Source organism: Elizabethkingia sp. YR214, assembly GCF_003058195.1.
GTDB lineage: Bacteria > Bacteroidota > Bacteroidia > Flavobacteriales > Weeksellaceae > Elizabethkingia.
In genome coordinates, this window is the sequence record NZ_QBUH01000002.1 from 162,642 (window position 1) to 188,793 (window position 26,152).

Annotated in this window: 24 protein-coding genes; 10 read left to right on the forward strand and 14 right to left on the reverse strand. The window is 36.1% G+C overall.

Annotated features, from left to right (window positions below; all coding sequences use genetic code 11):
- Positions 1 to 7: 7 nt before the first annotated feature.
- Positions 8 to 625 carry a 4'-phosphopantetheinyl transferase superfamily protein gene (locus C8J95_RS03885; RefSeq protein ID WP_107808835.1) on the forward strand — a complete coding sequence of 206 codons (618 nt, stop codon included), beginning with the start codon at positions 8 to 10 and terminating at the stop codon, positions 623 to 625.
- Here the strand turns inward: C8J95_RS03885 and C8J95_RS03890 are convergent.
- A complete protein-coding gene (locus C8J95_RS03890) occupies positions 562 to 2,871 on the reverse strand; it encodes an FUSC family membrane protein (RefSeq protein WP_185124606.1) in 2,310 nt (769 codons plus the stop codon). The two genes, C8J95_RS03885 and C8J95_RS03890, sit on opposite strands and share 64 nt — an antisense overlap.
- 87 nt (positions 2,872 to 2,958) lie before the next feature.
- Positions 2,959 to 3,324: a helix-turn-helix domain-containing protein gene (locus C8J95_RS03895; RefSeq protein WP_107808837.1), complete on the reverse strand. Its 366-nt coding sequence runs from the start codon at positions 3,322 to 3,324 to the stop codon at positions 2,959 to 2,961.
- 96 nt (positions 3,325 to 3,420) lie between these two features.
- On the opposite strand from C8J95_RS03895, the gene C8J95_RS03900 reads away from it, so the two are divergent.
- Together C8J95_RS03900 and murF are read left to right on the forward strand one after the other, a co-directional pair.
- Positions 3,421 to 3,963 carry an NAD(P)H-dependent oxidoreductase gene (locus C8J95_RS03900; protein WP_107808838.1) on the forward strand — a complete coding sequence of 181 codons (543 nt, stop codon included), beginning with the start codon at positions 3,421 to 3,423 and terminating at the stop codon, positions 3,961 to 3,963.
- 67 nt (positions 3,964 to 4,030) lie between these two features.
- Entirely contained in the window at positions 4,031 to 5,302 is a 1,272-nt protein-coding gene (murF, locus tag C8J95_RS03905; protein ID WP_107808839.1) for a UDP-N-acetylmuramoyl-tripeptide--D-alanyl-D-alanine ligase, read from the forward strand.
- 7 nt (positions 5,303 to 5,309) lie between these two features.
- Here murF and C8J95_RS03910 read toward each other — a convergent pair whose 3' ends face one another.
- A complete protein-coding gene (locus C8J95_RS03910) occupies positions 5,310 to 5,675 on the reverse strand; it encodes a hypothetical protein (RefSeq protein WP_107808840.1) in 366 nt (121 codons plus the stop codon).
- A 23-nt stretch (positions 5,676 to 5,698) separates the two neighbouring features.
- Positions 5,699 to 6,304 (reverse strand): NUDIX hydrolase, encoded by a 606-nt coding sequence (locus C8J95_RS03915; protein WP_107808841.1) that lies wholly within the window; start codon positions 6,302 to 6,304, stop codon positions 5,699 to 5,701.
- Positions 6,305 to 6,343: 39 nt separating this feature from the next.
- Between C8J95_RS03915 and C8J95_RS03920 the strand changes: the two genes are divergently transcribed.
- On the forward strand, positions 6,344 to 6,730 hold the full coding sequence (locus C8J95_RS03920) for a hypothetical protein (protein ID WP_059155829.1): 387 nt from the start codon (positions 6,344 to 6,346) through the stop codon (positions 6,728 to 6,730).
- A gap of 150 nt (positions 6,731 to 6,880) precedes the next feature.
- On the opposite strand, the gene C8J95_RS03925 is transcribed toward C8J95_RS03920, so the two are convergent.
- Genes C8J95_RS03925 through C8J95_RS03935 form a run of 3 tightly spaced genes read right to left on the reverse strand, consistent with a single transcriptional unit; the run spans position 6,881 to position 9,791 of the window.
- Complete coding sequence (locus C8J95_RS03925) at positions 6,881 to 7,927, reverse strand: anhydro-N-acetylmuramic acid kinase (RefSeq protein ID WP_107808842.1); 1,047 nt, start codon at positions 7,925 to 7,927, stop codon at positions 6,881 to 6,883.
- Positions 7,928 to 8,518, reverse strand: a complete 591-nt coding sequence (lptC, locus tag C8J95_RS03930; RefSeq protein WP_107809020.1) for an LPS export ABC transporter periplasmic protein LptC — start codon at positions 8,516 to 8,518, stop codon at positions 7,928 to 7,930.
- Position 8,519: 1 nt separating this feature from the next.
- A complete protein-coding gene (locus C8J95_RS03935) occupies positions 8,520 to 9,791 on the reverse strand; it encodes a hypothetical protein (protein ID WP_107808843.1) in 1,272 nt (423 codons plus the stop codon).
- Between the two features lie 217 nt (positions 9,792 to 10,008).
- On the opposite strand from C8J95_RS03935, the gene C8J95_RS03940 reads away from it, so the two are divergent.
- The gene (locus tag C8J95_RS03940) at positions 10,009 to 11,130 is read left to right on the forward strand and encodes a DNA polymerase III subunit delta' (protein WP_107808844.1); all 1,122 of its coding nucleotides are present in this window, start codon (positions 10,009 to 10,011) and stop codon (positions 11,128 to 11,130) included.
- Positions 11,131 to 11,235: 105 nt separating this feature from the next.
- On the opposite strand, the gene C8J95_RS03945 is transcribed toward C8J95_RS03940, so the two are convergent.
- Positions 11,236 to 12,141 (reverse strand): CorA family divalent cation transporter, encoded by a 906-nt coding sequence (locus tag C8J95_RS03945; RefSeq protein ID WP_107808845.1) that lies wholly within the window; start codon positions 12,139 to 12,141, stop codon positions 11,236 to 11,238.
- 220 nt (positions 12,142 to 12,361) lie between these two features.
- Between C8J95_RS03945 and C8J95_RS03950 the strand changes: the two genes are divergently transcribed.
- Together C8J95_RS03950 and C8J95_RS03955 are read left to right on the forward strand one after the other, a co-directional pair.
- Positions 12,362 to 13,384 carry a 3-oxoacyl-ACP synthase III family protein gene (locus tag C8J95_RS03950; protein WP_107808846.1) on the forward strand — a complete coding sequence of 341 codons (1,023 nt, stop codon included), beginning with the start codon at positions 12,362 to 12,364 and terminating at the stop codon, positions 13,382 to 13,384.
- A gap of 101 nt (positions 13,385 to 13,485) precedes the next feature.
- Positions 13,486 to 15,723, forward strand: a complete 2,238-nt coding sequence (locus C8J95_RS03955) for a GH92 family glycosyl hydrolase (RefSeq protein WP_107809021.1) — start codon at positions 13,486 to 13,488, stop codon at positions 15,721 to 15,723.
- A gap of 76 nt (positions 15,724 to 15,799) precedes the next feature.
- Here C8J95_RS03955 and C8J95_RS03960 read toward each other — a convergent pair whose 3' ends face one another.
- Positions 15,800 to 16,717, reverse strand: a complete 918-nt coding sequence (locus C8J95_RS03960; protein WP_107808847.1) for a LysR family transcriptional regulator — start codon at positions 16,715 to 16,717, stop codon at positions 15,800 to 15,802.
- A gap of 97 nt (positions 16,718 to 16,814) precedes the next feature.
- On the opposite strand from C8J95_RS03960, the gene C8J95_RS03965 reads away from it, so the two are divergent.
- Entirely contained in the window at positions 16,815 to 17,990 is a 1,176-nt protein-coding gene (locus C8J95_RS03965; RefSeq protein ID WP_107808848.1) for an MFS transporter, read from the forward strand.
- Positions 17,991 to 18,073: 83 nt separating this feature from the next.
- On the opposite strand, the gene C8J95_RS03970 is transcribed toward C8J95_RS03965, so the two are convergent.
- The 5 genes from C8J95_RS03970 to C8J95_RS03990 all read right to left on the reverse strand — a co-directional run bounded on the left by C8J95_RS03970 (position 18,074) and on the right by C8J95_RS03990 (position 22,511).
- A complete protein-coding gene (locus C8J95_RS03970) occupies positions 18,074 to 18,541 on the reverse strand; it encodes a hypothetical protein (protein ID WP_107808849.1) in 468 nt (155 codons plus the stop codon).
- Complete coding sequence (locus C8J95_RS03975; protein WP_065081603.1) at positions 18,541 to 19,086, reverse strand: hypothetical protein; 546 nt, start codon at positions 19,084 to 19,086, stop codon at positions 18,541 to 18,543. The genes C8J95_RS03970 and C8J95_RS03975 overlap by 1 nt, the downstream gene beginning before the upstream one ends.
- A gap of 48 nt (positions 19,087 to 19,134) precedes the next feature.
- A complete protein-coding gene (locus C8J95_RS03980; RefSeq protein WP_107808851.1) occupies positions 19,135 to 20,091 on the reverse strand; it encodes a nitrilase family protein in 957 nt (318 codons plus the stop codon).
- Between the two features lie 67 nt (positions 20,092 to 20,158).
- Positions 20,159 to 20,965, reverse strand: a complete 807-nt coding sequence (locus tag C8J95_RS03985; RefSeq protein WP_107808852.1) for a helix-turn-helix transcriptional regulator — start codon at positions 20,963 to 20,965, stop codon at positions 20,159 to 20,161.
- Between the two features lie 124 nt (positions 20,966 to 21,089).
- Positions 21,090 to 22,511 carry a glycoside hydrolase family 125 protein gene (locus C8J95_RS03990; protein ID WP_107808853.1) on the reverse strand — a complete coding sequence of 474 codons (1,422 nt, stop codon included), beginning with the start codon at positions 22,509 to 22,511 and terminating at the stop codon, positions 21,090 to 21,092.
- Between the two features lie 263 nt (positions 22,512 to 22,774).
- Here C8J95_RS03990 and glgB point away from each other — a divergent pair, with 263 nt between their 5' ends.
- Positions 22,775 to 24,682, forward strand: a complete 1,908-nt coding sequence (gene glgB / locus C8J95_RS03995) for a 1,4-alpha-glucan branching protein GlgB (protein WP_107808854.1) — start codon at positions 22,775 to 22,777, stop codon at positions 24,680 to 24,682.
- Positions 24,649 to 26,109, forward strand: a complete 1,461-nt coding sequence (locus C8J95_RS04000) for a glycogen synthase (RefSeq protein ID WP_107808855.1) — start codon at positions 24,649 to 24,651, stop codon at positions 26,107 to 26,109. Before glgB ends, C8J95_RS04000 begins: the two co-directional genes overlap by 34 nt.
- The last annotated feature ends 43 nt before the right edge of the window (positions 26,110 to 26,152 follow it).

Here is a 26,152-nt window from a genome sequence, read left to right on the forward strand (position 1 = left end):
GCAAAATATGCCGTTATACCAGAATTTCTCCGATAATAAAGCCGTTGTATGGGTATGGAAGTATGATGAGAGTGAAGAACTGAACCCACAGGAACTTCTGGAACCCGAAAATTATGAAAAGGTTACCCATTATCATCCCAAAAAATTATCAGAGGTATTGATGGTGCGAAAAATGCTGAAACAGCTTTTGCCAGAGCATAAAATACTGTACAAAGAAAATGGAGAGCCTTATCTGATGCCTGCAAATAAAGAAATATCAATAAGCCATTCTTTTCCTCTTGCAGCCATTGCTATTTCTGATAAAAAAGTGGGAATAGATCTGGAAATGGTAAAGGATAAAATTGTGAAAATAAAACATAAATTTACCCTTAACGAGTCCTCATTTATAGTACCTGAAGAAGAAAAAGAATACCTTACAGCGATATGGTGTGTAAAAGAATCTCTTTACAAACTACATCATTCCAAATTCTGGTCCCTGAAAAAGAATTATGAAGTTGAAGCTTTTCAACTACATCATCTGGATAATGTAAGATGCAAGGTATATGATGATACTTTTTCCGATTATTTCTGGGCCCAGTTAAAGAGATTTGATGATTTCTTTTTCTCCATCGTTGTAGAATCCTGATTTCTTAGGAATCTTTCAATAACTTTTACCTGTTCTTCGGTTACGTTATTGATAAGAGCAAAAAGTTCGTTTATACTTTTTAGTTCCGTTAGTCTGCTGATTTTTTCCGGATTAGAAATAAAAGGTATTTCTTTCTCCATAATCTCGCGACGGCGCTTTTCCAGTAAAGTTTCTATTTTATCGGAAGGTTCTTTATAATCCTCGAATTCTTTCAGGCTTTCCTCATTAATACCTTCTACATTTAGTAATAGCTGCATTTTGGTAAACTCCAGCATAATCTTCTTTCTCCAGTTTTTTAAATCTACCTCGGAGAAAGTATCGTTTTTCTGAGCATACATAGAAAGCGAGGCAATATATGCCGTAAGAAGATGGCTGGTATTGACAAACTGGTGGATACGTTTGATTCTTAAATGCTGCTGGAATTTAGGGTCAGATAACATTCTCTGGAAGTTATCCGAGAGATTGGCCAGCGCAATAATAGCATCTTTTCTTATCTCTTTGAAGTCCTGAGTGATATTCACATCTTTTTCTGTAATCATTTCACAGACAATCTTAAAGTAGGCTTTGTTGCCATTAATAGCGTCAATAACATAGGATTTATTCTGCGTCCTTTCCCATACTGGAAATACAAAATAAGAAACCAAGAAGCTAATTGCACCACCAATAAGTGTATCGATAATACGGTCTACAAAGATTACTTGAAAGTTCCCTGGTGAAAGGAAATTAAAAGACATAAATACATAGATTGTCATAAAGAAAATAGCAGTCATGTATTTCTTTTTAAGGAAAGTATAGCACAATATCATACTAACCAAAAGGATAATAAAGAGTACTGTTGTATTACTAATATAGTATAAAATAGCAAAACTGAGTGTAGCACCAGCCAATGTTCCGCCAAGCCTTAGGAGGTTTCTGGATTTGGTAATACTAAATGCAGGTTTCTGTATTGCCAGTATCGTGATCAAAATCCAGTAAGAATGCCCAATTTGTACGAATGTGACCAAGGAAACAATATAACCGATGAGCAATGCTATAGTGATACGTAGTGCATGCCTGAAGTGAGCTGATTTTAAGGATAGATTAAATTTCAGTAGCTTCAGATTGATTTTTTCATTTTTAGGAGCGAATTTTTCAAAATCCAGACCGAATGATAAACTTTTAGCAAGCTTCTCATCGTAGCCTGATGCACGATAAATAGTTTTAACCTTTTTGGTAATTTCACTAAGATTCATCAGGATCTGACGAAGCATCATAAAGTCCTGAAAGTTTTCATGATTCATCTCTGTATTGCGAAGGTCATAATACAGCTGGTAGCACTTCATCAGCTCCTTGTCGAGATTGGCAATAGGAAACGCTTTCTGATTTGCCTGTACAGCAATGCCAATATTGATAAGTTCGGATGAAATAATCTCAATATAACGATGAATAGAAGGTAGAATATTTTTATCATCAAATTTCTCATGCATGGTTTTATAATCCTGCTGAGAGGTAAGAATTTGTTCGAAAAGATCGATACTTTCCAAAAACATTAGCATAATAATACGACTGGTAGTCGTAGATTCGTTAACGTAGGTCCGGGTAGTAAAAAGTATTTCACGTAAATCCTCATGATGTTCTTTCAGTTTAATCTGTGAGGACATCATTTCATGGAAAAGAGCATCAAAATCGGGTTTGGTTTGGTAAAATTTGGATTTTATCCGGATAAAATTTCCGAGTTCTATAAAATTTTCTCCCAAAATCTGTTTTACCAGTATATAGGGCTGAATCTTAGATAATATAAAAAACAGAAGAAAAGCCCATAAACCTCCTAAAGTAAGTGTAATAGAGGTTTGGATTACCTTTCCACCACCAAAGTGCCCATCGATAAGAATTGCAAATACCACAAGGGTCAATGATCCCATTGCAGAAAGCCGGGTACCATAAATACCGATAAGAGAAAAGAACATACCGAACAGAATAATCTCTGCTGCCACAATAATGGGGTATTGGTAGGTAAGTAAAATGGCCAGAGATACAATGAAAAAGCAGATAATTCCAATGATAAAAGTATTCCGACGTCTTACAAAAGGACCGGGTTGGTCCATATTTGTCATAAGCATGGTACCAAGAGGAAAAGCGAAGTATTCAGCCAGAACACCATAATAGGCCATGATAATACAGGGAACTACAACTGCAAAGGTCATTCTAAGCCCGTAATAAATATACTGGCTGGTCATGAATTTCTTCAATTCGGCGATTCGGTTCATTTTGCAAATTTAGCAAAGCTAATATAAGAATGAAAGCCTTTATAGCAGGGAAATATGATTTTTTTGTTAAATCAATATTAATTGAGCTTACTGTTTTTTAACTAACTCTTTATGCTCATTACCCCATTTACCTAATTCAGTTATTATGTTATGAAGTTTATAACCTACTGAAGTCAGTTCGTATTCTACTCGGACAGGCACTTCTGCATACACAAACTTTTGGATTATTTTATGTTCGATCAGCTTTTTTAGTTCTAGTGCCAGCATTCTTTCTGTAATATTCGGGAGACATTGTTTTAGTTCGCTAAAACGCAGTTTTCCGTTGATAAGGTAACAGCAAATAGCAAGAGTCCACTGACCACCAATTATATTAACAGCATATACCTCATGGCACTCTTCCATTAAGTTTTTTTTATTGGCAAAGTTTGTTGAAGTGTCTTTAATTTTTGTCATTAGTTACATTTTTTATAGGACCTTACAATGGGGTGCAATATAGGAAATTAAGGATTTTTGTAAATACTTTTGTCCAATATAATTTTAGTTTTTAATATGAAAAAAGAAGGAAAAATATTAATTATTCTGGTTCATCCTGATCTTAAAAAATCAATGATTAATAAACGCTGGATAGAAGAACTACGAAAATATCCGGATCAATATTATATACATGATTTATATGCGGCTTACCCGGATGAGAAGCTAAATGTTGAAAAGGAACAACTTCTAGTAGAAGCTTATGATATAATTATTTTTCAGTTTCCATTTTACTGGTTCAGTTCCCCGCCCTTACTAAAGAAATGGTTGGATGAAGTATTGTTATATGGTTGGGCCTATGGCAGTAAGAGTGGGTATAAATTTGCAGAGAAAAAAGTAGCTTTAGCTATGAGTGTTGGCATCGAGGAAAACGAATATACCGCAACAGGTGTTTATAATTACACACTTAAAGAATTGACAACACCTTTTGAACTTACTTTTAAATACATTAAAGCAGATTACAAGCCTTTATTTGCTTATTATGGTATTGAACAGAACACATCTTCGGAATGGATTGAGAAAAGTATTCCGGCATATATTGAATTTTTGGAAAAAATGTAGACCTGTAATAGGAATACTTTCATTTTGATTGCCATATATTTTATTTCTTTTTTATAATTTTGGAGTCATGAATATTGAACAGTTATACGCTATTTATAAAACTTGTAATAAGGTTGTAATAGATTCCAGAAAGATTGAAAAAGGAGATTTATTTTTCGCTTTCTCAGGTGAAAGTTTTGATGCTGCAACACAGGCCGAGGAGGCAATAAATAAAGGTGCTATAGCTGTAATAATTGAAAATCCTGATTTTGATAACCCGGAAAACAATATTTTCTGTTTTCCGTCTACACTTCAGACATTACAGGACTTAGCAAAAGAACACCGTAAGCACTTACAAATTCCAATTGTAGGACTAACGGGGAGTAATGGTAAAACAACAACAAAAGAACTTATTCACGCTGTCTTGGTACAAAAATACAGTGTTCAGTATACACAAGGAAACCTGAACAATCATATAGGAGTTCCACTAACAATTTTATCCATTCAGCCAGGACATGAAATAGCTGTAGTAGAAATGGGTGCGAACCATCAGAAAGAAATTGAATTACTTTGCAGCATTGCTCAGCCAGATTATGGTTATATCACCAACTTTGGTAAAGCACATTTAGAAGGCTTTGGAGGTTTTGAAGGCGTAATTAAAGGAAAATCGGAATTATATGATTACCTAAAAAACAACGATAAAACTATTCTTGTTAATCAGGCAGATGTTATACAGGAAGAAAAAACAGCTGCTTACAGCAAAAAAATAACTTTTGGTACAGAGGTTTCAGATTACCAGTTTCAAATGTTCACAGAAAACAACAGGATTGGTATTCTGTTTACTGATCAGAAGGCACTTTCTCAATTAACAGGAGAGTATAATTTCAATAATATTTGTGCAGCAATTTCTTTGGGTAAATATTTCGGAGTAGAAGAAACTGATATTAAAAGAGCAATAGAGAGCTATACACCAACCAATATGCGCTCTCAGATTGTAGAAAGAGATGGGAAGACTCTGGTACTGGATACTTACAATGCTAATCCAAGCAGTATGGAAGTTTCCCTTAAAAACTTTAGCCAGTATAAAGGTTCCAAAACTATTATTATAGGAGATATGCTGGAGCTTGGTGATGAAAGTAGAGTAGAACACGAGAGAATTCTTTCATTAGCAGAAAGCTTAGAGTTTGACAATATTATCACCGTTGGTCCTAAGTTCAAGGAAGTCAACGCTTCTGAATTGGCTTTTGAAAGCACAGCTCTTACCGGTGATTATCTGAAACAAAATCCTGTAACTACCGAGAATATTCTGCTAAAGGGTTCCCGAGGTATTGCTTTGGAAAAACTGATTGATTTATTGTAAGCTAAATTTAATAATCACTTTTACTTTTAAGGTTTATGATTAATATTGAACCTGAAATAGTTATAGAGTAAAGAATAGCTAACGGAAAATCTGTACACCGAAAGCCTGCCATATAAAATGTAATGAAAACTAAAAGAACTGAGACTGGAATAATCATAGTTTTTTTATTTGTCCATCTTTTTATGAGGATTGCTAAAATAAGCATTGCTGGAACTGAAATAAGAAGTCCACATGCAGAAACAAACAGTAAATTGAACCAGAAATTTTCAGGACTGTAGTTATATATTTGGATAAGAAGAGCAGGCAGAATATTTGATATCACCCATACTTTCAATAATGATTTTAGTATGGAAGGATTATAACTAATATTCATTGCCCTTTATTTATTACTTATTGTTATTTCAAATCCAGAGCCTCATCCAATATCAGACGTATATTCTGGAAAGTATTGGGAAAAACTTCTGTTTTAATATCACTTTGAGGTTTCCATTCCGCTTTGGTAATACCTTCAATTTCCTGTGGCAATGGTTGCTGATTGCTATGGTGGCGCATTTTGTACCAATGTGTAATTTTTAAAACCTTGCTGCCATCTCTTTCTGTGTACATATGATAGGTAGAACTCAGGAATTCTTCCAGAGAAAGATCTGTGATAGAACATTCCTCTTCAACCTCTCTCAGAGCGGTTAAATCTTTAGATTCTCCCTTTTCCATTTTTCCTTTCGGAAGATCCCATCTGGACATGCGGTAGATAAAAAGAACTTCATCCTTTGTGTTCAGTACAACACCACCGGCAGCTTCGATATTTCTGAATGAGGCAGAAAAAGTATTCCAAACCTCTTCTACATTTTCAGCATAAATATTAACGGAAGGAGTTGAAGTATTCTCTAACAGGTCTATAGCAATACTAAATGTATTGACATCCACAAATTCTAAATTTTTATCAATTTGCTGAATAGCATTTGTGAAGGATAATTTTCGTTCATTGATAAAAACTTTATACATTTGTTAGGGTTTATAATTAAGTACAAAAATATAAAAATAATGAATTTAGAAGGTAGAAAAGTTGTCGTAAATAAATCGGTTGCTGAATTAAAAGAAATGCTGCAAAAGCCGGAAGACTATAAAGCGCTAATGCCGGATAGTCTTAAAACTTTTGAAGTAAAAGAAGGTGGCTTTAACTTTGAGTTAAGTGGTCTTCCTAAGATTGGTCTTAAGATTCAGGAGGTTACAGACCAAGGTGTAGTATTAGCTTCAGCAAGTTCTTCTTTGGATTTTGCATTAAGAGGAGTGATGAATCCGGTAAATGATACCCAGACTGAGGTACAATTATTATTCGAAGGAAAATTCAATCCGTTTCTTAAAATGATGGTTGAAAAGCCACTTCAAAACTTCATCAACTCATTGACCGATAAGATCGAAAGCTTATAAATATAAATTTTCTGTCAGAAAATACAAACCGAAAGAAACTTCTTTCGGTTTTTTTATTATTTAATAACTAGCCTTGCCAAGGTTTCAAACCTTGGCAAGGCTAGTTTGGATTACAAGTCCAAAGTTAAAGTTTGGATTTAAAAAAAGGGACTAAGCAATAATTCCGCTGCTATGGTCTTTTGCAGCTCCTGTTGCAGATGCCAGAACATTGTTTTCCCCCAGTACCCTTAAAAGCCCCATAAAAGCAAATATAAGAGCTTCTTTGAATTCTATGGTCTGTTGGTCCGGAACGATTAGTTGAGTTGAAGTTAAAGCCTGTAAAGACTCTATAAAAAAACGATTATAAACACCGCCGCCGGTAACAAGAACATTTTTGAGTTGTTTCTGATTTAATACACTTGCAACCTGTTCTGCAGAATGACGGGTTAGTGTTGCCAAAGCAGTTTCAATGGATACATTTTGCAATAGTGGCATAACTTCAGTATTCACCCATTCTATACCCAATGATTTTGGCGCTGACTTTTTATAAAATGATAAAGAATTTAGCTTTTGGAGAAGAACATCATCAATAGCTGCGTTTCTGGCAATATCTCCGTTCTGATCATATTCCTGTCCCAGTTTGCTGCACAAAGTGTTCAAAACAATATTAAGCGGGGAAATATCAAATGCTATTCTCTTACCCGCTTCATTGTAAGAAATATTGGTGAATCCACCTAAATTAAGACAGGCAGAATACTTTGAAAATAATAAATGATCTCCAATTGGTACTAATGGAGCACCATTTCCACCCATCAGAACATCCTGAGAACGAAAATCGTATACTGTAGTTTTATTGATGTGATATTTTATGAGTCTTGCATCACCAATCTGAAGGGTGAAATGTCGTTGGGGCTGATGAAAAACAGTGTGCCCGTGGGAAGCAATTACATCCAGCTTCTCTATCTCATGTTTCTGGATAAAGTTTTGGGTACATTCGGCTAAATAAAAGCCATATTCAGAATGTAGCGCCAGAAGATTCTCTGATGATAAATCTACGGCAGATCTTAACTTTTTTTTCCATACAGAAGAGTAGGGTAATGTAGAGCTTTTGAGTATTTTGAAGTTCCACTGCGGATTTTTAGTAAACTGAACATAGCAGATGTCCAGTCCGTCCAGACTGGTCCCGGACATAAGACCTATGCAGTGGTAATCCCTCATTTATTTTTTCATATCCGGCATAGTTTCGGAGTTTGCTTCTCCGAAGCTGCTGTATAAGCTGTATTGACTAAAGTCGTCTTTAGCTTTCATACCGTGAGAGCCAATCAATATATTTCCTTCTTTATCGGTAATGAATACTGTATCTTTAGTATACATTTTTTTATTTTTCTTATCCCAGTAGATACTCTGCATTTTGAAAGTCTGACCTTCCGGATTAATGATTTTTACATCACCTTTTGCAAGATAAAAATCCTTTTTTTCTATCATTTTGGCATAGTTTGCCCATAGTTTTCCAGGATTTTTTGGTTTCTTATGATCTATAAACTCTATGTAAAGCCCTTTTCGGGTTTCCACATAGGGTGTATCAAGATATTCATACTTTTCGATAAGCGGAGCATTGAACCTCATAGAAATACGACCAGAATCACGCTGAATGATTTTGGCATTATAAAAGACCTGTGCCGGGAAATTTGTTTTCTTTTTCCCACCGGCTTTACTTTGATCTTCCTCACAAGATACAAGCAGAAAAAAAATAGCCAAAGGAAATACTCCGGCTAAATTTTTTAAAAATATCTTATGTAAGATGTTCATCTTAGTTGTATAAGTTTTTAATGAACCAACGGTCTGCAAAATTAAATCCAATTTTGAAGTTGATAAATCCTTGCTGTACAAGATTGTTTTGAGTAGTTCCTCTCTTACCAAATTCTACAGCAAAATCTATACTACTGAATGAATTAATAGAAGGTTTTATAGGGAAGTTAGCACCAAGACTTAGTCCGTAACCATTGATATCTTTACCATTGATGTTAAGCCCTCCTTTTTCATAGAAAGCTCCGTATCTGTATATTACACGAGAGAAGTAGCTTCTGAAGTCATTTGCATTCGGGATAAACCATCCACCGGCAGACACTTTATAGCCATCCTTATATTCGAAAGGGTTTCCAAGAAAGTTAATAGTTCTTCCTTTTGTATAATCTACCTGAGCAGAAGCAAACCATCTTGCATCTCTACCATAACCGATACCAGCTGTAAATATCTGAGGGATTAAATTTTTGGACCTACTTGTTGCCCGTTCTATAATATTTACATTCTGCCTGCTTTCGCCAGTATAGAAATATGTACTATTGGTATATGTAGATTCCATTGTACCTCCATTACCAAACTGGTAAGTTGCTCCGGCAGTAATTTTATGGTCTGTACTTGTTTTGTGCTGATAAGCGGCACCTACAGTAAAGTTGAAACTTTTTACTTTATTGCTGGTCTGGTAACCATTAATAAGTTCGGCATTTTTAAAAGTAACCTCTTCGATGTCGGAGACTTTACCGAAATAGAAATTAGTTCTTAAACCTAAACCTAAACCAGGTATTACCTGATAAGATAAAGCTGCCTCTACTGTACTGATTGTTCCTTCGCCTTTAAAGAAATTAGCCTGCTGATTACCTTCATCTCCTATATTTTTAGTTGTTAAGATATTGTAGGTTTTGGAGCTGTATGGCTGGTAGCCCAGACCAAATTTAACTTTAGAAGATAATGGAACTGCTATCGATATATTAGAAAGATAGTTAGAGTGTTTAGTCTTACTATAATTATTATAATCGGATTTATAGAAGCTGTTCTCATTAGTAACCTGACCTCTTAAAGAAGTAAGTTCTAAATTGAAGTTGGCTGCCGGGTTGCCGAAGTTAAATGAGTTGGTGAAATCTGAGATATATGCTGCAGAAATACCACCCATAGCAGATATATTGAGGTCATTATTATATTTAACATCTCCAAGCCCAAATACTGCATACGGAGAATTTCCGATAGACTGAGCACTAAGAGTTGTTCCTAATGCGACTAAAGCGAAAACAAAGATTTTGTTCATGTACGATTTGCTTAACAAAGCGCAAATATCATAATAAATAATGAAAGCTAAAAATTATTTACCCCTTAAAATAAGTTAAATAATGTGAAAAAGCTAAAGACTTATGCCAGTTTCCACTCCAAGTTATTGCTTTCGCAGTATAATTTGATACTTCATTTGTTGCTTTTGCTTTTCATTTAGGTTTGTGTTTTGTTATTACGGTGCTTATCTTTGTACTATGCACTGGAATGAAATTGTCGGGCAGAATGCCATAAAGAAAATGCTTCAGGATTCGGTAACAGAAGGCCGTATCAGTCACGCCCAATTATTTGTAGGGAAAGAAGGATACGGAGGATTACCACTGGTTTTAGCTTATGTTAAAGAGATTCTTGCCAAAGAAAATTCATCTGCCGGACACAAGGTAGAAAACCTTAACCATATTGATCTTCATTTTAGTTTTCCAAGTTATACAGAAGGAGGAAAAGCTCTAAGTAAGAATTTTCTGCAGGAATGGAGAAGCATGATTTTGGAAAATCCCTATTCCAGTGACGATGACTGGATCATGCGTTTGGATTCTGAAAAAAAGCAAATGATCATCTCTGTTCATGAAGTGGAAGAAATTATAGACAAGTTTAAGCTTAAAAGTTTTGAAGGCGGCTATAAAGTCTTAGTCATGACCAAGATTGAAAAGATGAATGATCAGGCTGCCAATAAGTTTCTGAAGTTTTTAGAAGAACCACCCGAGAAGACAATTATTCTGCTTCTGGCAGAAAGTATAGATTTCGTTCTTCCTACAATCTTATCGCGTTGTCAGCTGGTAAATGTTTCTAAACTGTCACCTGGTGATTTAGAAAATGCTTTGACAGAGCAGTTTAATATTTCTGAAGATAATGCCAGAGCTTTGGCTTTTCAGGCGCAGGGAGACTGGAATCTGGCTATGAAATTAATGTCTGACAATGCTGCAAATGATGAGTTTGAGGCACTTTTTATCCAATGGGTTCGAAATGCCTTTCAGGCTAAGACAAAACCAGGTGTTATAAAAGACCTTATTTTATGGGCTCGTGAAATTTCTTCATGGAGCAGAGAAAAACAGAAGAAGTTCTTAGATTATTGTGCGGAGATTTTCCGTTTAGCATTATTACACAATTATGCTGCCGATGATTTGGTATATAAATCATTAAATAAAAATGGATTTAAATGGGAAGGCTTTTCCCGCTTTATCCATGGTGCTAATATCGAATCTATTTTAGAAGAATTATCCGAGGCAAATCTTCATTTGTACCGAAACGGAAATGCTAAGATTATATGGACCGATATGGGGATCAAATTGACCCGTTATATCCACAGGTCGGTAAATTAATTGATATATTAAGCTAGATTATCACAAAGCCACAGATGTTAAGATCTTACAATTAATCGTCTCTTTGTATTATTTGTAATTTTATCTGTAAAGAAATCAGGATAATTACATCCTCTTTCTTCTCATATAAATAAAGGTAATAATAACGACCAGTGCCATAACGCCTAAAGTTACATAATAACCACTTTTATGGTGAAGTTCTGGCATAACATCGAAATTCATTCCATATACACCTGCAATAAAAGTAATGGGTAAGAAGTAAATAGAGTACATGGACAAGATCTTCATGGCTTCATTGTTTTTCTGATCACTAATCGCCAGAAACATACCGATAAGGTTGGTAACCTGTTGATTCAAGTGCTCAAAGTCAGCAATAGCATCTTTCTGTTTATCTACGAGGTCCATTACCTCAACATGTTCCAGCGGAAGTTTATTGAAATTCTGAACCCAGTCGGACGAGATATTCAGAATACGAAGATTCAGCCCTGTTTTACGCTTTAGTTTATACAAACGTTTTATCTGATTGGTATGAGATGTTTTCTTTAAAAATATTTCAGATTCAATTTTGTCAAGAAGCTCCAAAAGATTTTCACTTTCTGCATCAAACGTTTTAATAACCTTATGTGCCAGTCTCAGTGCAATTCTTTCTACTGTAATCATGTCCGGAGTTTTGCTGTTATCCAGCTCATTTTTAGTTTTCGTTACACTGCTGGTACTAAGTCTGTGGACCGTGATTATTGTCTGGCCTATAATAAATATTCCCAACTTGGTACTCACATCACTAATGGAGTTTAGATTTATCCGTTCCAGTTCAGTATTCTCTCTTGTCAGAAAGAATTTAACATGGTCAGCTTCCTCATATTTTGGAAGGTGATTAGGATCTACAGTATCCTGAAGTAAAAGCTTATTAATTTCATACCTGTTTTGCAGGAAGTTCAGGTCTTCCTCAGTAGGAGCTTCAACATCTATCCATTCGCAGTTATGATTGTGAAATAAAGTTTTGATAGGCATAAGGCAAATGTAATATAAAATTTCTTTCGATGTATTACTATCAGCTATTTTGTGATGAAATTTACCTTCATAACAAACATGTCTACAGATATTTAAAACTAAATATTACTATGTAAAGAATAAAGTGCTATTTTTGCCGAACTTTTTAAATGAACGCAATTTTTAGGGCAATAATGTTTGTTCCAAAATTGCATAAGACCCTATAAATAAAAAAAGAAACATGAAGAAAAGTGTCATAAAAGGCTTTGGTTATTATGTGCCGGAAAAAGTTGTGACAAACGACGATCTGGCTAAATTAATGAGCACAAACGACGAGTGGATTACCGAAAGAACAGGTATCAAACAACGTCATTACCGTAAAAATATAAACGACGCTGAAGAGACGACTGCTTATTTAGGTTTGCAGGCTTCAAAAAAAGCCATCGAAAGCGCAGGGCTTACTGCCAAAGATATTGATTACATTGTATTTGCAACGCTTTCTCCGGATTATTATTTCCCAGGATGCGGAGTATTGTTACAGGAAATGCTGGGATGTGATACTATTGGTGCATTAGATGTAAGAAATCAATGTTCCGGTTTTGTTTATGCAATGAGTGTTGCTGACGCTTTTATTAAAGTGGGACAGTATAAAAATATTTTAGTGGTGGGTGCAGAGATTCATTCATTTGGATTGGATTTCACCGATCGCGGAAGAGGTGTATCTGTAATCTTTGGTGATGGGGCAGGTGCTATTGTACTATCTGCATCTGAAGATGATAATGTACAAGGAATCCTTGCAACGAATATGCACTCCGAAGGAAAATATGCAGATGAACTTTGCACAAAATTCCCGGGAACAAAATACGGTTGGAGTGTACGTCTGAAAAATGAACCAGAAGCTATTCCGGATGAAGAAATTTACCCACATATGAATGGTAACTTTGTATTTAAGCATGCTGTTACACGTTTCCCGGAAACTATTCATGAAGCACTAGAGAAGGCTGGTAAAAAAGTAGAAGACCTTGATCTTCTTATCCCGCATCAGGCGAATAAGCGTATTGCACAATATGTACAACAGCAGCTTGGCCTTCCGGATGAAAAAGTAATGGTGAATATTGAGAAATATGGAAACACAACTGCAGCTTCTATTCCTATTGCACTAAGTGAAGCCATTGAGGAAGGAAGAATGAAAAGAGGTGATCTTGTATGTCTTTCTGCTTTTGGTAGTGGATTTACATGGGGTAGTGTTTTATTTGAATACTAGACCTACGAAAAATATAAAATATATAAAAAGCTCTGTCATTTTTAATGTCAGAGTTTTTTTTCATCTAAAAATCCAGTATTTTAGTCGTTTAAAATATGAGAATGAAAAGTAAAACTAAAAAACCAATACTCATTTTATTAACTTCTCTGGCTATTGCTAATTTTTCCGCACAGGAAAAATTGACCCAGTATATTGATCCTCTTATAGGTACCGGTGGGCATGGTCATACGTATCCGGGAGCATCGCTTCCTTTTTCTATGATACAGCTAAGTCCTGATAACGGCCGTGGTGACTGGGACTGGGTAAGTGGATATCACTATACATCCGATTATATTGCAGGATTCAGCCATATGCATCTTTCCGGAACCGGAATTGGTGACTGGTTGGATATCGCAGTAATGCCTTTACTAAAACCAGTGGAACAATCGGTAGTAGACACACGTACGTTTTATTCTCATAAAAATGAAAAAGCTGCAGCCGGATTATATCAGGTAAAGTTGGATAACGGAATAGGGGCGAAACTAACGTCCACAGAAAGAGTAGGCTATCATCAGTATACCTTTCCGGCAGGAACTGCAGAACCAACTATTCGTTTGGATCTTCATCATGCTTTTAATTGGGACAAACCAACAGATACAAAGTTAACTATAGTAGACAATAATACCATTATTGGACAACGATTCTCTAAAGGTTGGGCACAAAATCAAAGAGTGTTTTTCGCGCTGAAAACTTCTAAGCCAATCAAAGAAATTTTGCTAAACGGTAAAAAGACCAAGGACAAAGAAATTTCTTCTAAGGAAACTGGTGTAAATGCACAATTGGTTTTTAATCCTTCAGATGCTGTAGAAATAAAAGTAGCTCTTTCTACTACGAGCGCTGATAAAGCTTTGGTAGCACTAAATGAAATTCCGGGATGGAATTTTGATCAGGTAGCTGCTAATGCAGATAAAGTTTGGGAAAATGAAGTTTCCAAAATTAAAATTGAAGCTAAAAGTAAATCTTTGAAGCGTATTTTCTATTCAGCTTTATACCATACAGCTCTTACGCCGACTTTATACTCAGATAAAGACGGAGAATATGGCAATTATAAGAATGAAATTAAGAAAATGCCAAACGGTGAACAGCGTTATACACTATATTCTTTATGGGATACTTTCCGTGCTGAACATCCTTTGTTAACGATTACACAACCGGAAAAATATACTTCTCTTATCAACAGTATGCTGGCTTTCTATGATGAATATGGCCTACTACCAGTATGGGATCTAAGTACAAACGAAACCAACACTATGACGGGGTATCATGCTATTCCGGTGCTGGCAGATGCAATACTGAAAGACATTCCGGGAATTGATAAAGAAAAAGCTTACAAAGCAATGTTGGCCAGTGCGTTCCAGAAAATAAGAGAAGTGCCTGCGTACAACGAATATGGTTATGTTCCTCAAGATATAGGTGGTGGTAGTGTGACCAAAACATTGGAATATACTTTTGATGATTATTCAATTTCTTTAGTAGCTAAGAAACTAGGTAAAACAAAAGACTTTGAAACTTTTAGTAAAAGAGCTAAAAATTACCAGAAGCTTTTCGATCCTAAGACCGGATTTATGAGAGCCAGATACAAAGATGGTAAGTTTGTAGAGCCTTTTGATCCTTTTTATTCTGAGCATGAATTCGATAAGAGTCAATATATTGAAGGTACTGCATGGCAGCATTCCTTCTTTGTACCTCATGATGTAAGAGGGCTTGCAAAATTATTCCCGGCTAAAAATGGACTGAGCAAAATGCTGGATGCTCTTTTTGTAGCACCTTCTGTAATGCATGGAGATTTTACTTCTCCGGATGCCAGCGGATTTATCGGGCAGTATGCTCATGGTAATGAACCAAGCCACCATATTGCTTATATGTACAGTTATATTGGTGAAGCCTGGAAAACGCAGGAGCGTATCAGACAGATTATAGATACAATGTACAGTGATAAACCGGATGGATATGCTGGTAATGAGGACGCCGGACAAATGAGTGCCTGGGCAGTATGGTCCATTATGGGATTATACCCTGCAAATCCGGTAACAGGAGAATATGTTTTCGGAAGTCCTTCATTAGACAAAGCAGAAATTAAAATGCCTAATGGTAAAAACTTTACAATTGAAGCTAAAAATAATTCCCAGACTAATATTTATATTCAATCGGTAACTTTAAATGGTAAACCGTACGATAAAGTATACATTACGCATGACGAAATGCTGAAGGGGGGTACTTTAACCTTTAACATGGGAGCTACACCTAATAAAAATTTTGGGAAAGATCCTAAGAGCTGGCCAAAGTCTATGGAAAACTAAAAGATGATAACTCAATAATAAAGAATGCAGCCTCTTGAAGGCTGCATTCTTTATTTGTAATAGCTGGAAATCCATTTTACAGGATTTCCTCTATCATTTCCCATTTTTCTTTCAATAACTTTTCAAGCTGATTAATTTCCTCCTGATACATTGTTTTTTTTCTGGTACCAAAATATAAAGTATTCTCTACAGGATGTGTTCCTTCCCATACCATTTTAATTTTTCCGGAATTAAGAACATCAGCACATAGAAAATCCGGTACTACAGAAAATCCTTTACTATCGCTAAGACATCGGATAATTGAGCTTATATTCGGGACGATATAATTGGGGCTAAAGTCTGGATGCTCTCCAAAATGCTTTAACCAGAAGTTTTTCAGGTGTTCCATATCTGCTGCAGTACTGTACCATAATTGTTGTTTCAGCAAATTTGCAGCATCTTTTATTTTTCTCTCGTGCAATAATTCTTCCAGATCATTTGTGTCTGTTTCGTTTCCGGCAATCAGAACAATTCTTTCCTTAGAAAATGGTTGATAATGGAGGTTTTGCTGAGAGCCTTTCTGCGGAGTAATAATCAGATCCAGCATACCGTTGTCCAGATCATGCTGCATTTGAGGGTATTCTCCAAATTTAATAATCAGATTAAAAGGAAGCTCGGAAATATGCTCCTCTAATGTATACTGAAAGGTTTCAAAACACATTCCTACACTAATAGTAACCCGCTCATTTTGCGTGCGCTTATGGAAATGTTGTTCTCCTTCTTCCAGTTTTTTCATGGAATCCAAAATATAATTATAGAGAATTTTCCCTTTTTCGGTAGGAACCATCTTTCGTGCAAGACGATCAAATAACTTATTTCCGGTAAATGCTTCCAGAGAGTTCAGATGCAGACTAACTCCAGGTTGTGATATAAATAGCTCCTGAGCGGCTGCAGACAGGGTTCCTGTTTCGTATATAGCTTTGAAAGTACGAAGCCATTCTAAATTCCAGCGCATAACTATAATTTTTATAATACAAATGTACAATTTAAATTATTTGTATTATGAAAGTTTCTGATAGAAATTTGCACTATCAATTATTAAAATTATATAAATGAAAAAGAGTCTGCTGTCTCTTGCATTAGGAGGACTAGGAATCGGAATTACCGAATTTACCATTATGGGAATGTTGCCAGACGTGGCAAGAGACCTTAGTATTTCTATACCACAGGCGGGTTATCTTATAACTGCCTATGCACTTGGAGTAGTAGTGGGGGCTCCGCTTTTGGTTGTGGGAATGAATAAATTTTCACCTACCAAAACTTTAATACTGTTAATGGTTTTATTTACAGTGTTTAATGGATTGTCTATCATAGCACCGGGTTACGAGCTTTTAATGCTTTCCAGATTTATTTCCGGATTACCACACGGCGCCTTTTTCGGAGTAGGTTCTGTTGTAGCCAGTCGCTTGGCGGACAAAGGAAAAGAAGCTCAGGCTGTAGCGACAATGTTTTCCGGACTAACAGTAGCCAATCTTTTGGGAGTTCCGCTGGGAACTTATATAGGACATCATTTTTCATGGCGCTATACTTTCCTGCTTATTGCTATTATAGGATTGCTCACAATATTGGCTCTAAAATTATGGATGCCAAAAACGGAGGCGATAAAAAGCAAACAAAACCCCTGGAAAGACTTCTCTATTTTCCGCAGCAGCAATGTATGGTTTATGGTACTTATCTTTTCCGTAGCTCCTGGGGCACTTTTTGCCTGGATCAGTTATATTGCTCCGTTAATGAGTGATGTATCCGGAATTGCAGAACAACATCTGCCTTATATTATGGTTTTGGCCGGACTCGGAATGTTTGTAGGTAATCTTATAGGCGGAAAGTTGACAGATGCTTTTTCTCCTTCAGTTATTGTTATTGCAGTGCTTGTGTTTCAGATTGTATGTATGATGACTATTTATTATACAGCAGCTAATGCCTGGGCATCACTTGTAATGACTTTCCTTACCGGAGTTACCACCTTTGCACTTGTACCATCACTTACATTACTATTGCTGAACTCGGTAAAAAGCGATGCAGAAATGTTGGTAGCGTCTTTAGGCCCCGCCTGTTTCAATATAGCAAATGCTTTAGGTGCTTTTCTTGGCGGCGTTCCTATTGAAAAAGGTTATGGTTACACTTCTCCGGTATTAGTAGGAGCAACAATGGCAGCGGCCGGGATTGTAATATCTCTACTATATCTAAGAAGAAATAAAAAACAAAAATATGCTGTTGAAGCGTGTTAATTAGAAGATTATTAATTCATAAAGCATGATTATCCACTGAAAAGTGAGATTTTTATACTATAGAGGCTTATAAGTAACAGTTGTTATTTGAAAGCCTCTTTTAATTTTCTATGTCTGTTTCTTTTCATCGTTTCTACCTTTACATGCCGGAAAGGTTTGATTACTTTCTTTGTTGCTTTTAATGAACGCAGGTATATGCTTATTAATAATGAAATACATGCTGCTGTACCCAGTGCTCCGCCAAAGCCGTTGAACTCCTTACTGATGTTGTAATAGATAATAGTGAAGACAATTGGTGCAATGAACAGGTTGAAATTTTTATAATGCTTTCTGGAAGTAATCATTCCGATGAAGGTAGAACCTATCACCAAAAAGGGAATGTCCCGTGGTAAATCGTAGTGCAAAAAGCTTTCATTAATCTGGTATATTCCACCGATAATAAGAGCTAAAAGGCTGGATGATTTTACAGCCCCCAGCTTTAGATAGCGGTTCAGATAAAAAGTGAGCCAGCTACCTGTTATAACAATAAGGATATGAAGAATAAGCAGCATTACATGAAAAATTTAAAAATAATATAAGAGTACATAACACCCATAAAAGCCAGTGTGCCCAGTTTTCCGCCAATTCCGTGGAAGAGGTGCTGTGTGAATGCATAAAAGACAGCCGTGAAGAACGTAGCTGTAAACAAATAGTAATAACCAAATTCCAGTTTGCTCATTCCTACAAAGGCACCACAATAAATTGCGATAGGCCAGTTTTTGGAGGATCTGAATTTCTTTATTTTTGGCAGCAGACTTCCGGTAAAACCTACAAGTCCGGCAGAAAAGACGGTGTTGAATCCGATATTGTGTTGCAGAAAGTAAGTGGTAAAACTACCGGCTAAAAAGAAAAGAAAAAGCTCATAATGGAGCTCTTTCTCATGTTCTATATGTAATCTCTGTGGCTTTCGGTATGCAAAAAACAGAATAACAGCCATCAGAATAAATACCACTACAAACCAAGTATTAATATTCTTTTCTTTTACAATTGCAATAACAAAATATAGCTGTGCCAGGATGAAAAGGAATAATAAAATACGGGGTATAAGTTTGTACAAATCTTTTTTTTGCAAAAATACCACTCAAAAAACAAAAATAAAAATTTGTTACTCAGAATCTTTATGAAGCCAGATAACTTTCTGTTCAGATTGGTGTTCCTGTCCAATAATATCACGGTACAGATCCGGTCTTCTTGCCTTCCGGTAACGGTAGCCACCTGCCATTTCCAACTTTTCTTTTGTGAGTATGGAAGATACAAAGCTGTCTTCAAAGGCTTGACATTCATTCAAAATATCACCAAAAGGATCAATAATCATGGAGCAGCCATTTTTAAGCTGGTCATCGTCCATACCGATAGGATTAGAGAAAATAACATAAATTCCGTTATCATAAGCACGAGCTGGAAGCCATTTCATTAACCAGTCTCTTCCTTTCATTCCGTTAAACTCTAATCGGAGTGATGTCGGGTCATTCTCTCTGTTTTTCCAAAGCTCAGGATCTACGAAGCCTGCTCCGGGGCGTGAAGATGGAGTACACATGGTTACATGTGGCATAAAGATTATTTCAGCACCCAATAGGGTGGTTGCTCTAACATTTTCAATAATATTGTTGTCATAACAGATAAGTATACCACATTTCCATCCTTTTATTTCGAATATACAGTATGCAGTTCCCGGATTCAGGTGTGGATTAATAAAAGGGTGCAACTTTCTATATTTGGCAACGAGACCATTTTTATCTACGCATACATAGGCTTTGTAAAGATTGTTATGCTCATCTTTTTCAAAAAGTCCTGCAAGAACAACGATATTATTTTCCGTAGCTATCTGTTGTAATCTATATATGCTTTCGCCCTGAGGAATTCTTTCTGCAAGTTCCAGCATTTGTTCTTTCGTGAGCTTTCGGGCAAAGGTATAACCCGTAATAGAGCATTCGTGAAACGCAATAATATCCGATCCTTCTTTAGCAGCCTTCTGAGCGAGTTTTTCAATAACTGAGAGGTTGTACTCTTTATCACCACTTTTATGCTCAAACTGAGCTGTAGATACTTTTATTTTGTCCATTTTGTCTTTGATTTAACGATAACAAAATTATGAGCCTCTAAAGTTCAGAAATTGTACAAAACCGACATTATGGCTTCATGATGTTCAGAAAATTGGTGGCGAGCTTTTGAGTTTTATCTGCATATTGTTTGGGAGTTATCCCGGTATGCTTTTTAAATTCTCGAATCAAATGCGATTGATCGGAATAATGAGCACTATAACCTAATGAAGTCAGAGATGAAGAAGCGTCGGGATGGCTTAGGAGTTTCAGAAAGCGGTGTAATCGTATAATATTAGAAAAAGCTTTGGGAGATATACCTATATACTCTTTGAATATTCTTTCAATATGCCGTTCCGAATAACCGGAGCGTTTTACAAGATTACTAATCGTTCCAGAACCTTTTTCTTTATACAGAATATCCATAAGACTTATGGGTATACTAATATCCTTTGTTATGCCGGTTGTATAAGTTTTCAGGAAAAATAAATTCAGAAGTTGTATTTGTTTTTCATGACTTTTACATTCGGATAGTGTTTCTGTAAGAAAGTCTATGTCTGGAAAAATATGACTTGCATCTGTAATTTGGTTTTTCATTTCATACGCCGGAATACCTGTAAGCTGTTTCATGCCTAAAGGACTAAATACAACAATAATAAAAGAAAATCCGGAGTTGGTATACAAATCCCGGAAGTCACTAATCTGACCGTATAAAAAAGAAGATGGAAGCTGAGATTTACTATTGAGATCAGTAGCTAAACTTCCCTGAAGTGAAAATACAATTCCTGTACTGCCGTCGGTAAACAAACGCAGTATTCCTGTTAATTGTTCTTTACTCTCCAGAAAGAGATAGTGTCGGATAAAAGGTCGTAGATATTGATCCGGAAGGAATTGCATAATGCAAATTTAAAAAAGGAAACTTTTAATTAGAGAAATATTGATAGAGCTATAATTATAAAAAAACATCATAGACTTCAGAAACCTATGATGTTTGTATATTGAATAGTTTATAGAGATACAATTAACCTAATAAATGAGGCTTTTCATTATAGGTTTTCCAGATGAATTCGCCAAACAATGTATTTGCCCAGGCAAACCATTTACGGGTGAAGTTTGTCGGATCATCTTTATGGAAAGATTCATGCATAAATCCTGTTCCGCCATGCGTTTTTACAAGCATCTGAACACATTCTCTGATCTCTGCATCATTATTGGAAGTCAATCCTCTCATTGTAATAGCAATTGGCCATATATAATCACGTCCAATGTGTGGTCCGCCAATGCCTTCTCCGGCTTTACCTTTAAAGAAGAATGGGTTGTCAGCGGAAAGAATATACTTTCTGGTTCTTTGGTAGACTTCATCGTTTACATCTACAGCTTCAAGATATGGAAGAGCCAGTAAACTTGGTACATTGGCATCATCCATCATCAAATAACTTCCGAAGCCATCTACTTCATAAGCGTAGACTTTGCCGAATTTAGGGTGACTTACGATTCCGTGCTCTTTAACAGCCTGTTCCACTTCATCCGCTAAAGCTAAAAATTTCTGAGCCAGATCATTCTCTTTCTTTACTTCTCTCAGAATTTCAGCAGAATGTCTAAGACTTACTACAGCAAAAAGGTTTGCAGGAATAAGGAATGAGAAAATCGTAGAGTCATCAGACGGACGGAAGCTGGAGCAGATAAGTCCTACCGGCTTTACAGGATATCCATAGCCGTCAACCTGCAAAGTATCGGATCCTCTTGGTGTAGTTCTCATGAATTTATATGGACCAAGATCGTTTTTACGTTGTTGCTCTGTAAATGTTTTATAAATATTTTTTTGTGCCTGTACCCATTCATCATTAAATGGAGTAGTATCGCCGGATATTTTCCAGTAATGGTAAGATAGCCTTATCGGATAACAAAGAGAATCTATTTCCCACTTACGCTCGTGGATACCGGGCTTCATATCGGTATGATCGCTAAACCATTCTCCTTTTTTAGTTGGATCATTATAAAAGGCATTAGCATATGGATCTATATTAATGCACTTACTTTGTTTACGGATAAGTCCCTGTATAAGTTCCTGAAGTTTTTTATCACCTTTCATCAGCTTCAGATATGGCCATACCTGCGCACTGCTATCACGAAGCCACATTGCATCGATATCTCCGGTAATAACGTAAGTAAGGTTTTGTCCGTTTTCCTGATAAGGGAATACTGTTGTATCTAATGTATTAGGGAAACAATTGTTGAACATCCATGCGAGCTCTTTATTTTTCACCTTTTTACCAAAAGTATCAATAGCTTTTTCTATTGTAGGGCTTGTAAACTTTCTGCTAGCTTGTGGAGTTCTCACTACAGGAAAATCATAAAAAAAGTCAGCTGCAAGCACTGTTCTAGGTGTTAATAAACCGATACCAGCCAATGATGCATTTTTAATAAAATCTCTTCTATCCATTTAGTATTTAGTTTTTTTTATTCTGAATAACTCCAAATATACTGATTTTATTAAGAATAATTCTCTTTTAATATAATGCAGTTGTACTAATAGTGGGACAAAAGGAAAACTCCCTTAAAAAAGGTGGTGTATAAAGATTATAGATTTATTAGGTCTACATTTTGTTGACTATGTTAAGTAAAGAAAATCCTTCGTTATTATTTATTAAAATTGTACTTCATATCAAAGAAAGATTGTAAATTGGAAGGATAATACACCGTATGATGTCTACTCCGCCTACATTGTCGTTTTCTTTATTTACAGATTATGATATTGATCTGTTTAGAAAAGGGAAACACTACCGTCTTTACGAAAAGATGGGGGCACATTTGGTGGAAACTAATGGTTATAAAGGTGTTTATTTTGCTGTATGGGCGCCAAATGCAAAAAAGGTTTCGGTTGTTGGTGATTTCAATAGCTGGAAGGGAGTAATTCATGAACTGAAATACAGATGGGATAATTCCGGAATATGGGAAGGTTTCATTCCTAATGTAGGCTTAGGCAATATTTATAAATATGAAATAGAAACCCATAATGGCGATGTTTTTCTGAAAGCAGACCCATTTGGCAATATTGCCGAAATACCACCACAAACAGCTTCTGTAATTGCTACAACCTGGTACGAATGGAAAGATAAAATTTGGATGGGTGAACAGCATCACAAAAACTCCTTTCAGGCTCCAATGTCAATTTATGAAGTGCATCTTCCTTCCTGGAGAAAAGACCGGAACGGAAACGTAAATTTCAGAAGCATAGCACTAGACTTGGTAGCGTATATAAAAGAAACAGGTTTTACCCATGTAGAGTTTATGCCGGTTACATCATATCCTTATGAACCATCATGGGGATACCAGGTTACCGGATACTATGCTGTAGATAGTCGGTTAGGAAGCCCACAGGATCTAATGTTCCTTATTGAGGAGCTTCATAGCAATAATATAGGTGTTATTATGGATTGGGTTCCGGCTCATTTCCCTTCAGATGCACATGGCTTATACCGCTTTGATGGTAGCTTTTTATATGAACATGAAGATGAAAGACAAGGATACCATCCGGAATGGAACACCCGAATTTTTAATTACGGCAGAAACGAAGTAAAATCCTTCCTGATAAGTAACGCATTTTTCTGGCTGGAACGGTTCCATATTGATGCTTTGCGTGTAGATGCAGTAACATCCATGCTGTATCTGGACTATGCCAGAAAAGATGGTGAATGGGTAGCCAATAAAGATGGAGGCAATATCAATCTGGAAGCTTTGGAGTTTCTTAGAGAATTTAATACCGCTGTAAATAAGCATTATCCAAATACTAAAACCATTGCGGAGGAATCTACTTCTTTTCCAAAGCTCACACATGCTGTAAAAGATGGTGGAGTAGGTTTTGGAATGAAATGGATGATGGGATGGATGCACGATACCTTAAGGTACTTTAAACAGGATTTTCTGGTAAGGCATAAATCACATCATGATATAACCTTTAGTATATCTTATGCATTCGACGAAAAATATGTACTTCCGCTTTCACATGATGAAGTTGTACATGGTAAATCTCCGATGCTGTATAAGATGTTTGGTGATGAATGGCAGAAGTATGCCAATCTGAGAGCTTTATATCTATGGATGTATACCCATCCCGGAGCAAAATTACTTTTTATGGGTGATGAATTTGCTCAGACCTCAGAATGGGATTTCAATGCATCTCTGGACTGGCATCTGCTGGAGTACGAAGCTCACCGCAAGATGAAAGATTTTGTGACCAAGCTCAATAAAGTATACAGAGAAGAAAAAGCGTTATACGAACAGAGTTATGAAAGCGCAGGCATGGAGTGGCTGCATGCAGATGATAGTAAAAACTCCGTATATGTATATCTTAGAAAAGGCAAAAGCAAAGAAAATCAGATATTGGTTATTCTAAATCTGTCCTCAGTTCCTTATAAAAATTTCAGGATAGCTTTGCCGGAAATGTCATATTGGGAGTCTCTCGTTAATTCTGATGATAGAGAATACTGGGGTAGTGGGAATACCATAAAGAATTTTAAAACTAAAAATATACCGCATTATGGTAAAGACTATTCGGCAGATATAGATTTGCCACCATTATGCGGATTAATATTCAGAAGAAAAATACAATAACCATTATGTACGATCAGTTAGATATTTATCACATTAGTATGGAGTGTTATCCGGTAGCCAAAGTTGGTGGACTGGCAGATGTTGTCGGCGCTTTACCCAAATATCAGAATATAATGGGTGCAAAGGCTAAAGTTGTGATGCCGTGGTATAACAAACCATTTGTACACCAGAATAAATTTGAAATTATTTTTGAAAATACAGTATATCTGGACGGACATCCTTTTTACTTTGAAATACTACAAGAAGAAAGTGATACTTTAGGATTTGAACTTTATCTGGTAAAAATACACGGGTTAACAGATCGGGATGAGGTATATGGCTACAAAGATGAAAGTATGCAGTTTATTGCTTTTCAAAGGGCTGTATTACAATGGTTATGTTGGCAGCAACGCAGACCGGATATCTTACATTGTCATGATTACCATGCCGGGCTGATCCCATTTTTTACGGAATATTGTCACGAATATTCTTTTCTTAAAGGAGTGAAAACTATCGGTACAATACATAACGGACAATATCAGGGGCAAATGTCTTGGGAAATGGCTCGTTTCTTTCCGGAGTTTGATCAATGGAAATGGGGGCTGTTGGACTGGAATAAATGCATCAATCCCCTTGCTGTAATGATTAAAAATGCGGATGCTTTTAATGCTGTTTCCGAAGGTTATCTGGAAGAACTGCTTGAAGAGGCTGCTGGGTTGGAGGAGCTGATCCGACAGGAAAGAGCCAAAGCATATGGAATTATAAATGGTATTGATACAGAAGTATGGGATCCGAAATCTGATCCTATGATGGATAATAATTATACATTAAAAACTTTTGCAAAGAAAAGAGAGCAGAATAAAAGAAAGCTTTGCGAAACCTATGAGCTGAATCCAGAACTTCCACTCTATGCATTCATCGGGAGATTTGCAAAAGAGAAAGGTGCAGATGTACTTCCGGATTTAATCAGCAGATGTATATGGGAGAATGAAGGGAAGCTTAATTTTATTGTTTTAGGTTCCGGAGATAAAGGACTGGAAGAGAAATTCAGGTACCTGAAAAATGTATTTTATGTGAATTTGGCTGTAGATTTAGGATATAAAGAACAATTATCCCATCAGATTTATTCTTCTGCAGATTTCTTGCTAATGCCTTCCAGAGTAGAGCCTTGCGGGCTTAATCAGATGTATTCCATGCGCTATGGAACAATGCCTATTGTAAGGCTGACGGGTGGATTAAAAGATACGGTAAAGGATATTGGTGATAATGGATATGGTATAACTTTCCGCAATTTCAATATGGAAGATATGCTTCATGCAATTAACAGATCGCTATATTTATACTATAACCTTCCTTCAGATATGAAAGACTATCAGAAGAAAATGATGAAGATTGATTTTTCGTGGGAAAAATCAGCAGAAAAATATTTAAATTTATATACAACATAATAAAAAATATACCTATTTTAAACACACTAAATAAATAAAATAT

Excerpts from the sequence above, each read along its gene's own strand:
- C8J95_RS03895 (WP_107808837.1), bottom strand. The coding sequence starts at position 3,324 with ATGACAAAAATTAAAGACACTTCAACAAACTTTGCCAATAAAAAAAAC.
- C8J95_RS03890 (WP_185124606.1), bottom strand. The coding sequence starts at position 2,871 with ATGAACCGAATCGCCGAATTGAAGAAATTCATGACCAGCCAGTATATT.
- C8J95_RS03945 (WP_107808845.1), bottom strand. The coding sequence starts at position 12,141 with ATGCCTATCAAAACTTTATTTCACAATCATAACTGCGAATGGATAGAT.
- C8J95_RS03970 (WP_107808849.1), bottom strand. The coding sequence starts at position 18,541 with ATGCTGCTTATTCTTCATATCCTTATTGTTATAACAGGTAGCTGGCTC.
- C8J95_RS03955 (WP_107809021.1), top strand. The coding sequence starts at position 13,486 with ATGAAAAGTAAAACTAAAAAACCAATACTCATTTTATTAACTTCTCTG.
- murF (WP_107808839.1), top strand. The coding sequence starts at position 4,031 with ATGAATATTGAACAGTTATACGCTATTTATAAAACTTGTAATAAGGTT.
- C8J95_RS03920 (WP_059155829.1), top strand. The coding sequence starts at position 6,344 with ATGAATTTAGAAGGTAGAAAAGTTGTCGTAAATAAATCGGTTGCTGAA.
- C8J95_RS03925 (WP_107808842.1), bottom strand. The coding sequence starts at position 7,927 with ATGAGGGATTACCACTGCATAGGTCTTATGTCCGGGACCAGTCTGGAC.
- C8J95_RS03965 (WP_107808848.1), top strand. The coding sequence starts at position 16,815 with ATGAAAAAGAGTCTGCTGTCTCTTGCATTAGGAGGACTAGGAATCGGA.
- C8J95_RS04000 (WP_107808855.1), top strand. The coding sequence starts at position 24,649 with ATGCGGATTAATATTCAGAAGAAAAATACAATAACCATTATGTACGAT.
- C8J95_RS03935 (WP_107808843.1), bottom strand. The coding sequence starts at position 9,791 with ATGAACAAAATCTTTGTTTTCGCTTTAGTCGCATTAGGAACAACTCTT.
- C8J95_RS03990 (WP_107808853.1), bottom strand. The coding sequence starts at position 22,511 with ATGGATAGAAGAGATTTTATTAAAAATGCATCATTGGCTGGTATCGGT.
- C8J95_RS03950 (WP_107808846.1), top strand. The coding sequence starts at position 12,362 with ATGAAGAAAAGTGTCATAAAAGGCTTTGGTTATTATGTGCCGGAAAAA.
- C8J95_RS03985 (WP_107808852.1), bottom strand. The coding sequence starts at position 20,965 with ATGCAATTCCTTCCGGATCAATATCTACGACCTTTTATCCGACACTAT.
- glgB (WP_107808854.1), top strand. The coding sequence starts at position 22,775 with ATGTCTACTCCGCCTACATTGTCGTTTTCTTTATTTACAGATTATGAT.
- C8J95_RS03885 (WP_107808835.1), top strand. The coding sequence starts at position 8 with ATGCCGTTATACCAGAATTTCTCCGATAATAAAGCCGTTGTATGGGTA.
- C8J95_RS03980 (WP_107808851.1), bottom strand. The coding sequence starts at position 20,091 with ATGGACAAAATAAAAGTATCTACAGCTCAGTTTGAGCATAAAAGTGGT.
- lptC (WP_107809020.1), bottom strand. The coding sequence starts at position 8,518 with ATGAACATCTTACATAAGATATTTTTAAAAAATTTAGCCGGAGTATTT.
- C8J95_RS03915 (WP_107808841.1), bottom strand. The coding sequence starts at position 6,304 with ATGTATAAAGTTTTTATCAATGAACGAAAATTATCCTTCACAAATGCT.
- C8J95_RS03960 (WP_107808847.1), bottom strand. The coding sequence starts at position 16,717 with ATGCGCTGGAATTTAGAATGGCTTCGTACTTTCAAAGCTATATACGAA.
- C8J95_RS03940 (WP_107808844.1), top strand. The coding sequence starts at position 10,009 with ATGCACTGGAATGAAATTGTCGGGCAGAATGCCATAAAGAAAATGCTT.
- C8J95_RS03900 (WP_107808838.1), top strand. The coding sequence starts at position 3,421 with ATGAAAAAAGAAGGAAAAATATTAATTATTCTGGTTCATCCTGATCTT.
- C8J95_RS03910 (WP_107808840.1), bottom strand. The coding sequence starts at position 5,675 with ATGAATATTAGTTATAATCCTTCCATACTAAAATCATTATTGAAAGTA.